Source organism: Sporosarcina sp. P34 (assembly GCF_002743375.1).
In the GTDB taxonomy this organism is placed as follows: domain Bacteria; phylum Bacillota; class Bacilli; order Bacillales_A; family Planococcaceae; genus Sporosarcina.
In genome coordinates this window covers 1-13,286 of the sequence record NZ_PDZC01000005.1, presented here as the reverse complement: position 1 = coordinate 13,286, position 13,286 = coordinate 1, and the positions used below count along the sequence as shown (strand labels likewise).

At 38.3% G+C, this 13,286-nt stretch carries 12 protein-coding genes; 4 read left to right on the top strand and 8 right to left on the bottom strand.

Features of this window, described 5'->3' with window-relative positions; all coding sequences use genetic code 11:
- Position 1: 1 nt before the first annotated feature.
- From CSV63_RS09220 to CSV63_RS16500, 5 genes are all read right to left on the bottom strand, one after another.
- Positions 2 to 1,855 carry an AIPR family protein gene (locus CSV63_RS09220; RefSeq protein ID WP_158233942.1) on the bottom strand — a complete coding sequence of 618 codons (1,854 nt, stop codon included), beginning with the start codon at positions 1,853 to 1,855 and terminating at the stop codon, positions 2 to 4.
- 802 nt (positions 1,856 to 2,657) lie between these two features.
- Positions 2,658 to 3,509 carry a DUF4352 domain-containing protein gene (locus tag CSV63_RS09215; protein ID WP_099695588.1) on the bottom strand — a complete coding sequence of 284 codons (852 nt, stop codon included), beginning with the start codon at positions 3,507 to 3,509 and terminating at the stop codon, positions 2,658 to 2,660.
- A gap of 706 nt (positions 3,510 to 4,215) precedes the next feature.
- On the bottom strand, positions 4,216 to 4,431 hold the full coding sequence (locus tag CSV63_RS17005; RefSeq protein WP_099695587.1) for an S-layer homology domain-containing protein: 216 nt from the start codon (positions 4,429 to 4,431) through the stop codon (positions 4,216 to 4,218).
- A gap of 539 nt (positions 4,432 to 4,970) precedes the next feature.
- Positions 4,971 to 6,218, bottom strand: coding sequence for an S-layer homology domain-containing protein (locus CSV63_RS09205; protein ID WP_099695586.1), 1,248 nt, complete (start codon positions 6,216 to 6,218; stop codon positions 4,971 to 4,973).
- Between the two features lie 71 nt (positions 6,219 to 6,289).
- A complete protein-coding gene (locus tag CSV63_RS16500) occupies positions 6,290 to 6,463 on the bottom strand; it encodes a hypothetical protein (protein WP_158233941.1) in 174 nt (57 codons plus the stop codon).
- Positions 6,464 to 6,763: 300 nt separating this feature from the next.
- Here CSV63_RS16500 and CSV63_RS09200 point away from each other — a divergent pair, with 300 nt between their 5' ends.
- The 4 genes from CSV63_RS09200 to CSV63_RS09185 are packed head-to-tail and all read left to right on the top strand — an operon-like array spanning position 6,764 to position 10,962.
- Positions 6,764 to 8,374 carry a spore germination protein gene (locus tag CSV63_RS09200; protein WP_099695585.1) on the top strand — a complete coding sequence of 537 codons (1,611 nt, stop codon included), beginning with the start codon at positions 6,764 to 6,766 and terminating at the stop codon, positions 8,372 to 8,374.
- Positions 8,375 to 8,377: 3 nt separating this feature from the next.
- Positions 8,378 to 9,568 carry a Ger(x)C family spore germination protein gene (locus CSV63_RS09195; protein WP_099695694.1) on the top strand — a complete coding sequence of 397 codons (1,191 nt, stop codon included), beginning with the start codon at positions 8,378 to 8,380 and terminating at the stop codon, positions 9,566 to 9,568.
- Positions 9,569 to 9,574: 6 nt separating this feature from the next.
- Positions 9,575 to 9,805, top strand: a complete 231-nt coding sequence (locus CSV63_RS09190; protein WP_099695584.1) for a hypothetical protein — start codon at positions 9,575 to 9,577, stop codon at positions 9,803 to 9,805.
- A 35-nt stretch (positions 9,806 to 9,840) separates the two neighbouring features.
- Positions 9,841 to 10,962 (top strand): GerAB/ArcD/ProY family transporter, encoded by a 1,122-nt coding sequence (locus CSV63_RS09185; protein WP_099695583.1) that lies wholly within the window; start codon positions 9,841 to 9,843, stop codon positions 10,960 to 10,962.
- 149 nt (positions 10,963 to 11,111) lie between these two features.
- Here CSV63_RS09185 and CSV63_RS09180 read toward each other — a convergent pair whose 3' ends face one another.
- The 3 genes from CSV63_RS09180 to CSV63_RS09170 form a co-directional block, all read right to left on the bottom strand.
- On the bottom strand, positions 11,112 to 11,591 hold the full coding sequence (locus tag CSV63_RS09180; protein WP_099695582.1) for a hypothetical protein: 480 nt from the start codon (positions 11,589 to 11,591) through the stop codon (positions 11,112 to 11,114).
- Between the two features lie 40 nt (positions 11,592 to 11,631).
- Positions 11,632 to 12,882 carry a replicative DNA helicase gene (locus tag CSV63_RS09175; RefSeq protein ID WP_099695581.1) on the bottom strand — a complete coding sequence of 417 codons (1,251 nt, stop codon included), beginning with the start codon at positions 12,880 to 12,882 and terminating at the stop codon, positions 11,632 to 11,634.
- Positions 12,879 to 13,286, bottom strand: a 408-nt coding sequence (locus CSV63_RS09170; protein ID WP_199203637.1) for a conserved phage C-terminal domain-containing protein, incomplete at its 5' end; no start/stop codon positions are given. The genes CSV63_RS09170 and CSV63_RS09175, both read right to left, overlap by 4 nt.

Here is a 13,286-nt window from a genome sequence, read left to right as displayed (position 1 = left end):
ATTAGTTAATTCGCTTAATTATAGTTAGAAATTCATTATAAAAGTCTTCAAATTCAATATCTTCAATAGTTTGATCTATTTTCGTTTCAAGTATATTCCAAATCCTTTGTTTGTGTATTTTATTTTGTAAAAATCCCCGCAAGTTATCTCCAACCTCCTCTACAATAGCTGAGTCTCTAAATAAGGTTAAAAGAACTTTATGGGTTTGTTTTAATATAGACTTGTTCAATTTTTGGTTCGAAAAAAGAACTTTGTAAAACTTAATATCTATGTCCGTTGGATTTTCATAATTCTTATTTGATATTTGATTATAGAATTTCATGATAAATAAATAATAAGTTGTAACAAATAAGAATCCGGCATTCTTTCTGAAGTCGGTAGACCCATTTTTATAGTTTAATTCACTTTTAGCAAAATTTAATACTAAATAAGGAAACAGGAAATGCTCTATTGGTAATTCTTTAGTTTGTTCATTAATTATTTTTTCCCACTTGTCCCCTAGGGGTGTCAAATCATTGGCTCTTCCATAAGCAATGTTAGGCATAAGTTTTAATCCAGCAGTAAAAGATTGAATTATTTCCTTTGCAGGTAGAACAAATTTTTTTGATCCTTTAACTGAGTCTAGTAAATAATTGTAACACTCATGTCCCTTATATGATTTTTGCGAAGAAATTGTTTCCGTTATAAAAGAGCCCCGTTGAATTTCATAATAGTAGCCAAGCTGACTAAAAAAATTCTTTAGTTCTCTTTGAAATGCATCTAAAGCATAAAAGTCTAAACCTCTAACAGCATTTTGACTATTTGTATATCTAGTAATATTATCTCTTAATTCTTTTTTTGCACTTTCTTCTGCACTTCTTTTAGATCTGATAATTTTCACCAACAAATAACCTTCTTGATCAAGGGCTCTAATTTCATTTGGGGTCATTTTCTTGAAATGATCAGCTAAGGTCTTGGCTGTTTGGCAACCATTGACTATTTGTGGAGCTGTAATACTGGCTAAACCTTTCATAACACTATATTCATCACAAACGATAGTTACTCCGTTATTATAAAACCAGAAATTATTTAACTCTTCTTTTAACGTTCTTTTAATACCTTTATTAATTTTAGTCCCTTTTAGATAATTTCTAATATTAGAGTGAAATAATGTATTTCCACCTTTGTTCACAAATTCAGCAAAGTTTTTTATTTTAACCATTGTAACTATTGTTCCAAAGTCCTCAAAGTTTTTTTCAATGGGAAGAGTAAATACTTTATCCCTAAATTCCTTAGGTAAAAGTCCTTTCTTAATTTCAATTTGATTCTGTATTTCCTTATGATCAAAAAAGTTAAAGTTTAAATTTTTATATGAATCATTAATACGTTTAATAGCTGTCCTTAGCTGAGTATATTCCCAATCGGAAAATTCATTGTTAGTAATATAAAAACAATTTATAGGTTCACTATTTTCATGAGCTTGCCTAATTTTCATACACATTTCTTTAACAATACTTCGATCTGTGATTGGGGGTTCAGTGGATAATCTTTGACAATCTTCCAAAAAGCGAATCATAGCATCAATCTGGTGTGAATTATTATATTTTCCTTGCATTACACATATTTCATTATTATATTCAAAAACAGCATCAATTCCATTATCAAATCTTCCAGACACCTCAATAGCTTCCAAAACTTCATCTTCTCTTAATTCAAATATGTTATATAATATCCATTCACAAAAACTATTGCCTATTTCCACATTGCTATTATTCTTATTATTTTCCTTTATATATTCATCTAAAGAAATTTTAATTTGATCAGACAAAATTTTACTTTTAATAAAAGATTTTTGATTTTGTTTTATTGTATTCATGAAATTCCCGCCCTTCATTTATATTAATCTATAAATCACATTAATTTTTTATCGTAAAACATTTTTTGTCTACTTGTACAATCAAGTTAGCTACCTTAATTCAATAAAAAAATGCCTCTATAAAATTCATGTATCATTGGAGTTGCGAAAAAAGCAATGAGCAGAAGTTTTATAGTGGCACAACATGAAATCACCATACAAAACCGTAAAAATAAACACTTATCACCATGGGAAACTATTATGCCATCCTCCTTGATGATCATTATCACGATTTGGCGGATTTTGCGATGGACCAACTACGACAGGATTTTGATGAGCTGTCTTCTTAAGTATTCAAAACGATTACGTTGGATAACGTCAGCAAGTTTTCCAAACTGACGAAGGATCTACAAGGTGTCATGGACACAGTCTATTTGCTCCGTGTGAAAGAGGGCGACATAACGGTCTTCTCAGACGATACATTCCTAAAGGTAAAGCGATTTCCGATTGCTCTACAGAGTCTATTCAACATACCTATCATTTACTTAATCGTTTGCCCAGGAAGATTCTCAACTACAGACAGTCATCCACTTTGTTTGAAGAAGAGTCAGCTAGGTTAATTTAGTATTTTTATAAAGAGATTATCGATTTAGGGAAAACATCCTCTTCATACATACACCGGATTTTATCCAAGTGGCTAACTTAATATTGCAATTTAGTTTAAAAAGATTGAAATAAAAATTTCATGTTTGTCTATCGCTTAGGTACCCAACATATGGCCAAGTTTATTTACAGAATTAAACACATTTCATTCTCTTAATTCTCACGGCTGAAGATTGACATCAAACATAAACGGCTCAATAGAATGTTCGTAATTTTCGCTAGAGCCTTCCGCATAAACTTGAATTTCGCTTATTTCCTCGCCCAATGGAGGATATAATACCACTCCTGATGTGGAAGTTCCCGGCAGGATATCACTTTGTGGCTCTTTTAGGTCAGATTCGTAATCGTCTTCGGTTTCAAGTTGTTTTCCACCAGCAACTAACTTAGAGTTGAAGCTGTAAAAACTGATTTTCTCACTTGAGTTGTTTTTAATCGTGAAGAATATTCGTGTCTGCTTTTCTGAAAGCTCTATCTTTTCTACCGTCATTTCATAGCCGTGCTGTTCTTTTGTTTCATTGACTTCTATAGTCCGCAACGTCGGCGCCATAGCGTCTGTATAGCTTATAACTTCCAATTCAGTTGCTTCAATCATCGGCATCGTGAGCTCTGCTCCCATCATGTTTTCGCCTTTGAATTGATCTCTTACTACGCCTGTTATTTTCACATAGTCTTCATCGGATACTGAGAGAGACGCATCAGGATAGAATACTACGGTATTTTGCTCATAATTTTCCGGTTTTGCGTATACTTGCAAGTAAATGCCATCGTCATCTTTTTCAGGCATATTCATCACTTTTCCTATATAGTTTACTCCGTAGTTTTTGTAATTCTTTGGATTGGAATACATCTTATCAAAATCTTCGGCTGCCAACATTTTTCCCTTTTCTTCCGCAGAGCTTTCTTCACCTGATTGTGCCGTATCACTCTTCTCTTCCTTCACTTCGTCATTTCCGCATCCAGCCAACAATAAGATCGCTAGAGCACTTCCTACATAGAATCTTTTCTTAAACATTTATATCTCCTCCATATTTCAAGTTATTTATTAATCAGCAATACTAAAAGAACCACTACCTTCTCATTAATCATGATTGAACATAGTTTTTCGCAAAAGATGCGCGCGATTGTCTAAAGCCTCTATCCTACGTATTAAACCCAGTACAACAATTGTTTTTATTATTCTATTTAATTCACTACCTTTTGTTTAAACTGTGGATTTAGGAATTACAGGTGTTATCTTTAAATATTGCTGTGTGCATATTCTGCATGTAGACAACGTACAGACGTCATATTGCGAAAAAAGTTTCAAGATATATATTGCAATCGTACTACTCAAATCCTTATCTACTCTATATCTTCATTTTACATGAATCGGCTTATTATACTAGTCTATTACTACTAGTTAACAAATTAATGCTAATTTTCTTTAAATAAATCTGCAATTTGATAATAAACGTCATTATTATGCATTTGACAGTAAAAATGACCTAGCTTTGATTTAGCATGTATGAAGTACACCGTTAATAGAGAGGAAGCCAAGATTTCAATGAAGGTTATAGCAATCTTATTCATAATCATAGGTGTTAGCGAATTGTTGTTATCTACTATGATATTTGGGGATACCGGAATAGTAGTTGCCTTGGGTTCGGTCAGTGCTCTTCTGTTTGGAATAGGTTTTACACTTGTAGATAAAAGTTTAAAATATTTTAAATAGTAGGTGTCTACTGCATGCCTAATGATAAAATTACATTAGAGAAGTGTGAAGTTCTAAACGCTTGGCGTTTTCTTAGTTTCGGGGCCTGGTACCACAAATCAAGCAACGGTATATTTAACGCTTTCAGGAGCATTACCGGCACCTCCCCCCTTGTCACGGCTTCATTCGGCTTAAACGTGCCGTCTGGATAACTGCCGATATTAATATTCTTGTAAAGAAACATAATATCATTGCCACCACCCAGACCGTGTTTAGTGTCTAAGAATGATGAATCGTATGGATATGGCGGATATTAACTTTCCACAAACGCAAAAGAATTCAGTAAAAATGACTGTACTATCGTTAGCAAAGACATGTATATTTTTCTCGTGACTTAACGCCTCTTTTCATTTTTTCTGTATAGATGAATATTCTGAAAAGGCTTCAGTTTTTTTAAAGAAATGTGTAACGGCTTGAAATTTGTCCCTTCATAATAATTTCAAGATTATATTAATAAACGTGATTGGCTAAACATTCATGTTTGTTTCTTATACAAGCACTTTAACAATTTTAGATATTTCCCGTTCAACAGCCGCTAATGCGTTATAGGACAACAAACTCACTTCAAATGTATAAAAAAATCTAGATGAAGGCTATTAACAGCTTTCATCTAGATTTTTGTTTTTTATAAAAGCATGGGGTTCAGGCACAATGCTGCAAAGTGTCGGGCTCTAGTCCCCATAACTTTAGAATGTCGGTATCCCGCTGGCACTTCCATCATTCTCAATATTCGTAATAACCACTGTCTGAACGAACGTCGACTGTTTGACGACCGTCATTCGTCTGAACAGTGAATCGGTATTTTTTGTACGTATACATTTCACCGCTCTTCCCATCTCGATCTCTTGCCTCTGACTGGGAGATGAACTGTATGGAGACAGGTTTTTGATAAGAATAATCATAACGCAAAATCTGCTCCACTTCATCCTTCGTTAGCTCAAAATTCCGCTTACCAATCCGGGTGTACTTCAAATCATGAATTTTCCATTTACCGCTTTCCTTTTTAAACATATAATCCACGAATAATCCGCCAGATACCGGTCCGTCCGAATCCAGCAAAATCGTGTGAATAGCCAGTGTGTCGTTGCTTGGCTGAGAATAATGCAGGCGGAACGACAACTCTGACATATAGTACGGGAAGAAAGAGGTATCGCACGCGAAACAAACATATGGATAATCGGGCTTCATTTGAACATCTATGAATCTCACAGTTGCATAAGGTAGTAGCTGGGAACGAATTTCACTGAACTTTTTCTTCGCTAGCATTCCTCTGATCATAACACCTTCTACTTCAGCCGGTGTGCGGTGTAGTAGATCCAGCACTTGCTCTTTGCTCACTGTTCCTGTTTCCACAGGTGTGACGCCCACTTTTAACGCACGATTCAAAAACTCCGCGTAATGCGCACGGGTTACCGGGCGGTTCGGATAAAAATGATCTTGATCGCCTTTTGCTACGCCATTCGCCAACAGTGCATTGCCATGCACAAAGCCCCAATGATCTTGATATAAGTCATGGAAGCCACCAGGCCGTTCATTAAAACGAAAACGAAATGCCAAATCTAAAATTTTCGCCATCTGAATCCGCGTTACCGGTGCATTCGGATTAAATTTCTGATTTAATCCCCCACTTACGATTCCAGCCTGTGTCAAATTCATGATGGGCTGATAGTACGGGTGACTCAGTGGCACATCTTTATAAATCAGCTTTTTACTTGCTTTTGGTAGCTTCAGTGCTTGGTCGAGCAGTGTCGCTACATGTTTTCGGCTTATCGGCTCATTCGGCCGGAATTTGCCATCTGGATAGCCGCTAATAAATCCTTTCTTCTCCATCTCTTGGATCGCCGTGTAGTTCGGATGCTTCTTCGGTACGTCTGTAAATTCTTTTGCGGATGCCTGTCCTGTGTTCATGAAGGTAATGGATATGATGAACAGTAATGCAGTCCACCGAACGGTTTGCAGTAATTTACTCATGTCTTCACTCCTTGTATGTTAGTAGTAAATGCTCTTCCGGATAATTTGTTCGTGACTGTGATGCCCTGATTTCACATCAATACAGTGTCAATTCGGTGCTGTAAAATCTTCAATCCATAATTTCGTTGAGGTCTAGAGTCTTCATCTTTATCCTTTTGTGCTATCTCTAGTAACCAAGTATTCCCTCCCACCATTGTGCTAGTAGAAGTCGTGGTAGCAAATTGAAAATGCGTTACATCATTCAATCTCCTCCTTTATATAGTACTATAGTACAGGGTTAATAGAATCAATTCAATATCCAAATAGAATGTATATTTAGAAAACTAGTCGAACCCTAAAAAATTGTATCTATTATATAAGTCACCAGTAGACACCCCCGCGCACCCGCTCCCAACAAAAAGTCCCTTTCATTCCACAATCCCACCCAAAACACCACTCAACTCGCATAAAAAAAGAAAAATAAGGACAAGATGAATAAAACAGCAAAGAATCATCAAAAATCATGCATAACTTTTCAACATACCAAACAGTAAAAGAGGTAGTGTATGGGCTTTTTTAAAAAGAAAACTAATACGAAAGAACAATCCACTTCCCCTAGCCAAACGAAGGAAACCAGTTCACCAAACGATTTAAAGACGAGTCTTCAAGACAATATACAATTCGTAAAAGATAGCTTGGGCGAAAGCTCGGATATTGTCATTCGAGAAATCCGAATTGGTCAAGGCGGATCGGTGAAAGCGGGTATTTTCTATACTGATGGATTGACCGATACACCTTCATTGCAAAATTTCATAATGGAATCATTGATGTTAGATATAAAAGGTACCGGATTAGAAAAGAAGTTGACACCAGGGCATAATATTTTAACCGCCTTAAAAGACTTTGCTATGACGGTTGGAGAGATTAAAGATCTAACCAATTTTGACGATCTTTTTACTTCTCTTTTATCAGGCGATACGATTTTATTGATCGATGGATATTCTGAAGGTCTGGTGATCGGTAATAAGCATTGGGTTGAGCGTGGGATAACAGAACCTGCGTCCCAAACAGTAGTTAGAGGACCACGCGAAGGGTTTTCCGAAAATCTGCGTGTGAATACGGCATTAATTCGTCGGAAAATTAAAGACCCGAACCTTTGGATGGAGTCAAAGGTTATTGGTACACGAACGAAAACGAATGTTTCCCTCATGTATATTCACGGTGTTGCAAATGACAAAATTGTGAATGAAGTTCGTTTACGATTGGATCGAATAGATATTGATGGGATTCTTGAAAGTGGGAATATTGAGGGATTCATTGAAGATTCGACGTATTCCCCTTTCCCTACTGTTTTCAATACAGAACGACCGGACATTGTAGCCGCGGCACTTCTTGAAGGTCGCATAGCCATTTTAGTAGATGGAACACCATTTGTGCTGATTGTTCCGGCACTATTCGTCCAATTTTTTCAATCACCTGAAGATTACTATGTGCATACGGGGATTGGGAGTCTAATTCGACTCCTTCGCTTTTTCTCATTTGTGATTGCGTTGCTTGCACCCGCATTATTTGTTGCCATCACTACTTTTCATCAAGTCATGTTACCACCTGCATTGCTCATTAGCCTGACAGCCCAACGAGAAGGTGTACCATTTCCAGCATTTGTTGAAGCCATCATTATGGAAGTAACTTTTGAAATATTAAGGGAAGCAGGCATACGAATGCCCCGCTCAATCGGTTCAGCTATGTCGATTGTAGGCGCATTTGTAATTGGGACCGCAGCAGTTGAAGCCGGTATTATTTCTGCCGCCATGGTAATCGTCGTTTCCATAACCGCCATATCTAGTTTCGTTTCGCCTACTTACAACATGGCGATTTCGGTACGCATACTACGTTTTGTATTTATGGGGTTGGCTGCATCGTTTGGTTTATACGGTCTTGCTATAGGTTTAGTCGCTATGATTCTCCATTTATGCAGTTTACGTTCATTTGGTATACCTTATATGGCACCATTTGCGCCATTTAATGTTTCCGATCAAAAAGATACGTTGATTGTTGTCCCTATATGGAAAATGTTTACTAGGCCTCGCCTAATTAATCAAACCAATGTTGTGAGGCAACAAGATCCAGCTTCTGCAAAACCGCAACCACCAAAAAATGAGGAAACGAGGGAGTAAGTGATGAAAAAAAGTCTAGTAGTACTCTTGATTCTCACCCTGTTTCTCTCGGGTTGTTGGGATCGAAGGGAGTTAAATGAGCTCGGCATCGCAATGGCATTGGGAATCGACAAGTCAGAAGGCAAATACTTAGTCAGCGCTCAAGTGGTCGTACCTTCAGAGGTATCTATGAAAACAAATAGTCAGGGGCGTTCGGCAGTCACACTTTTTCAAGCAAGTGGAGAATCGATATATGAAGCTTTTCGGAAAATGACAAAGAATTCTCCTCGAAAAATTTATCCCGGACATCTTCTAATACTGGTCATCAGTGAGGATCTAGCTAAAGAAGGAATAGCTGAATCATTAGATCTACTCTCAAGGGATTGGGAGCTTCGACCGGATTTCTATGTAGTAGTGGCGAAGAATACTACCGCTTCTGAAGTATTAAATGTGAACACACCAATAGAAAGTATTCCAGCTAACAAAATGTATAACACTCTTCAAGTATCGGAAAGAAACTGGGCTGGAACAAAAGGCATGATATTAGATGAGCTAATAAAAGATCTTTTAGCTGACGGAAAGGAAGCGGTGTTAACAGGGATTGAAGTAATAGGAGACAAAGAATCCGGATCAAGCAAACAGAATGTAGAGACGATCACTTCGGCCGCCGAAATAAAGTATGATCATTTAGCTGTCTTTAAAGGAGATCGGCTTGTCGGCTGGTTAAATGAAGAGGAAAGCAGAGGATACGCTGATATCACCAACTCCGTAAAATCAACCGTAACAGCTATTCCTTGTCCGCAAAAGGGGAAGATCACTTTAAATATTCTTCACTACAATTCCAAAGTTACAGGCGCTATCAAAAAAGGAAAACCCGAGGTGAATATCAAAATTCAAGCAGAAGGCGATGTAGGAGAAGTACAATGTCCAATTGACCTAACGAAACCTAAGACCATTGACGAATTAGAGAAAATTTATGAAAAAGAAGTGGAAGAAATTATTCATCGGACAGTAGATACACTACGCAATCAATTTAATTCGGATATTTTCGGGTTTGGTGATGCCATTTCTCGATCCAATCCGAAAGTGTGGGATAAGATGAAAGAACATTGGGATGAAAAGTTTTCTGAAGTAACCGTCAATACGCAGATTGATGTGAAAATTCGTCGGATCGGTACAGTAAATAATTCCTTCTTAGAAAAGATAAAGGACTAGCTCATCATGTTAAAAAGTATAGGAATCCTTTTGATAGCTGCTGCCATTGCATGGTTTGAAGTCCCTTCTCTCTTGGAGAAAAAGCACAAAAAAGAATTGCTTGCGTTTTCTATTTTTCTTACGATTGGAGTAGCGCTAAGCATCGTGCTCGCATTCGGAAAAACCCTTCCATCCCCAATGGAATTACTCACTTTTTTGTTTACACTGCTTACTGATCTAATGGCTCCTTTACTATAGTAAATCACCACACAGAGAGAAAGGTAGGATATGAAATGATAGAAAATGTTAAAATTAATCCGTACCAATTTCTAGTGTTGGTTATTTTCTTTACAATAGGTACAGGCATTTTAATTGTCCCGTCCGTTTTAGCTGCCGAAGTGAAGCACGATGCATGGATTGCCGCAATATTTGGTACAGGAATCGGCTTATTGATCATATGGCTATTCACGACTATAGGCCAGTGGTTCCCTCACCTGACCTATATTCAAATCAATGAAAAGATTTTTGGTAAATGGATAGGGAAAGCGGTTTCCGTATTATTTGTATCCATGGCAGCACTTTACACGTCTAGCCTTTTGTATTATTCCGCGACATTTATCTCAACCAATATGTTGCCCACTACTCCCATGGCAGCCCTGAATATTCTCATGATGGGCATCGTAGTAATGGCAGTCCGGCTCGGGCTGGAAACGATCGCTCGCTCTGCAGAAATTTTCATTGTCTTTTTCTTTGTCCTTTTCCTCATTTTAGGGATGTGTATTTCATCTCAAATCAAATTTGAAAATTTACAACCAGTTTTTGCGGAAGGAACCATAACGCTCGTTCAATCCAGTCTTTATTTTGTCGCTTCGTCATCTGTCAATGCGATTGTGTTATTAATGATTTTCCCCGCCCTTATGAACAAAATGAAACAAGCTAGAAAGTCTTTTTTCATTGGAAATTTAATAGGTGGAATCATGATCATCCTCCTTTCATTTTTGAGCGTTTCCGTATTAGGGGCTGAGGATACCGCGAGAGAGATTTATCCAGGCTATGAATTGGCCAAACGAATCAATATTGGAGATTTTGTACAGCGTATTGAAGGATTAATGGGTTTACTGTGGTTCATCGCCCTTTATTTTAAGACGGTACTTTATTTTTACGCTACCGTTTTAGGGATCGCGCAAATTTTACATTTGAAAGACTACCGGCCCTTAACCTTGCCGTTGGGAATGATTGCTGTAATCGTCTCCCTTGTGATCTATCCGAACGTCGTTTACCAAAAAGAAATACAACAATCGACTGAAGTATTCTTTTCCCTTTTCGTTGGACTGTTCTTGCCTCTTTTACTAGTTATCGTCTATGCTTTTCGAAAGAATACGTTAAAAAAGAGTCCTGAACCTGAAAGCCCTTAAATTGGATTCGCTAAGTACTTGGCAATACATTATGTAGTGATCCAGCTCATCTTCTCCTTTGCAGATAGCTGGATCAACATTTCTTGGGAAATACAGAATATTCTTACGTGCCACGGATACTCTAAAACCACTCTCGAACCGCTTTGCATCTACCTTTTTCTCGCTTCTAACACACGATGCACTAACCGCTTCCCTGCCTCTACATGCCCGACATACACCGGAAACTGCACCATGCGCTTTCGATACTCGTACAAACTTTCTTCTCTTCCCGATTCCGCAAATGTTAATAAATTCGGCATCAACCGATCAGCGTGCGTGACTTTCACACCGGTCTCACGAAACGTTTCGCTATGCAATCGATACGCGTCTGCCTCTTTCTTACCAAGGTAAAATGCATACCAATTTGGTTGTGTACTTTTCACCACAAAGAGCTTGATTTCACCAATGCGTAACGTGTTCTCTTTCATCGACTGCTGGATGGCTTCCTGGTCGAACTCGATCTCTTTTAGTTTCTCGCAATCTTCGTCCATCCGGATTTTATGATTTGTGATCGCCCAGAAAATACTGTGAGCGGTTAATGACATGTCGGTATCTACTGCGTAATCAAATAATTCTTCAACTGTAATCATTAATACACTCTCCTTTTTGAGGCAAAATATGTAGAATGGTTTAAGACATTGAAGCGAGTCGGCCGTTGTCTTTGTTGTAGTAGACAGTGAAGCCACCGACTGGACCGTTACGGTGCTTGGCGACCGTGATTTCGAGATGATTTTGGAGTTCCGATTCTTGATTGTAGTAATCGTCTCTGTACAGGAAGCACACGACATCGGCGTCTTGTTCGATGTTGCCGGAGTCTCTTAGGTCGCTCATCATCGGTTGTTTGTCCTGTCGTTGTTCGACTGCTCTAGAAAGCTGAGACAGGACGACCACGGGGCAGTTGAATTCTTTTGCCATCGCTTTTAAATCTGCGCTAATTTGGCCAATTGCCTGGTTTTGGTTAGTCGTTCTTTCTTCCGGTCGAATGATTTGCAAGTAATCAATGAAAATAATCGGTCGCTTGTCCGGTTGTGCTTTAATGACTCTGCGAGCAGTTGCCTTTATTTGACTCACCTTTATTCCGCTTCTGTCGTCGATACGGATTTTAGCGCTTTGCAAATGATCGAGTGCTTTCATCCATGTATTCTTCTGTGTGTCATCAAAATGTTTATATGGATCACGCATCTTTAATCGACTGTATCCACCCGCTATAGAGATCAGACGGTCGGTCATCGTGTTACGGCTCATTTCGAGAGAAAAGACGATCGGTACATGATCGTTTAATCCGGCAGTTAGCGCGAGATGATTGAGTGTATCCGTCTTTCCCATGGAAGGTCTAGCAGCGATGACAATGAATTCACTGTCTTGGAATCCGTTCAACAAATAATCCATCGGCTGTAGGCCTGTGCTAATCCCTGTCATGTCCGGTCCTTTGATGAATGGGCGTTCGTACTGACTCACTAGGTAATCGTCAAGTAACAGTAATTCATCTGATCTATGATCGGTATCTACCTCTTCTAACGCTTTGACAATATCATGGTTCTCCCACTGTTCGTTCTGTGCTAACTGTATGATTCTCGCTGTCTCAAGTTTCTTCCACTTGGAAATGAGGATGTCTACATACTCGTCAAAGCGGGCAGGATTGGCAAAGCGGCGTAGTTCCGATACGTAATTGGCCCCACCAAGTTCTGCCGGCTCACGTGTCGTCAACAATGTGATGAAGTCGATTGGGCGTCCGTTGTTGGCTAATTCTTTCATGGTCAGATAAATATTTTTGTGCAGCTGTGTCTCAAAGAATTCGGTTTGAATCCCGCTGTCCAGAACCAAATAATTTTCCTCCATCATTGTACCGAGCAGACTTTTTTCAAGTAGTTCACTATTCATACGTGTTCATCCCCTTTAGTGAAATCCAGCACTGGCAGAGCAAGCATACGCTTTTTCGGCTTCTGCACTATAGCTAGTTCATTGACATAGTTTTCGAAGTTGGTTGCGTTAAATAACGTCGATGGCCGCAAGAAGCGGCTGAATTCAGTATGATTGATCCACTGAGATACTTTGAGATCGATGACTTTCATGAAGTCCTCTTGTGTATAACCTTCTTTCACTCTGCCAGCGATGAACTTCTTCGTTGCTGTAGACTGGGCTTTGAATTGCTTGCCGGTTTTCTCATTCAAATAATTAATGACCACATGTGCGACGTCGAGATTTATCTCGACTTGGTCTTTATTCTTTATTTTTAAAGATTCTTTAAGTTCTTTAGTTATTGGCTTGCCCAATTCCGCCACGTG

Bases quoted from the DNA above. Each gene is read 5' to 3' on its own strand.
- CSV63_RS09220 (WP_158233942.1), bottom strand. From the start codon at position 1,855: ATGAATACAATAAAACAAAATCAAAAATCTTTTATTAAAAGTAAAATT.
- CSV63_RS09215 (WP_099695588.1), bottom strand. From the start codon at position 3,509: ATGTTTAAGAAAAGATTCTATGTAGGAAGTGCTCTAGCGATCTTATTG.
- CSV63_RS17005 (WP_099695587.1), bottom strand. From the start codon at position 4,431: ATGTTTCTTTACAAGAATATTAATATCGGCAGTTATCCAGACGGCACG.
- CSV63_RS09205 (WP_099695586.1), bottom strand. From the start codon at position 6,218: ATGAGTAAATTACTGCAAACCGTTCGGTGGACTGCATTACTGTTCATC.
- CSV63_RS09200 (WP_099695585.1), top strand. From the start codon at position 6,764: ATGGGCTTTTTTAAAAAGAAAACTAATACGAAAGAACAATCCACTTCC.
- CSV63_RS09195 (WP_099695694.1), top strand. From the start codon at position 8,378: ATGAAAAAAAGTCTAGTAGTACTCTTGATTCTCACCCTGTTTCTCTCG.
- CSV63_RS09190 (WP_099695584.1), top strand. From the start codon at position 9,575: ATGTTAAAAAGTATAGGAATCCTTTTGATAGCTGCTGCCATTGCATGG.
- CSV63_RS09185 (WP_099695583.1), top strand. From the start codon at position 9,841: ATGATAGAAAATGTTAAAATTAATCCGTACCAATTTCTAGTGTTGGTT.
- CSV63_RS09180 (WP_099695582.1), bottom strand. From the start codon at position 11,591: ATGATTACAGTTGAAGAATTATTTGATTACGCAGTAGATACCGACATG.
- CSV63_RS09175 (WP_099695581.1), bottom strand. From the start codon at position 12,882: ATGAATAGTGAACTACTTGAAAAAAGTCTGCTCGGTACAATGATGGAG.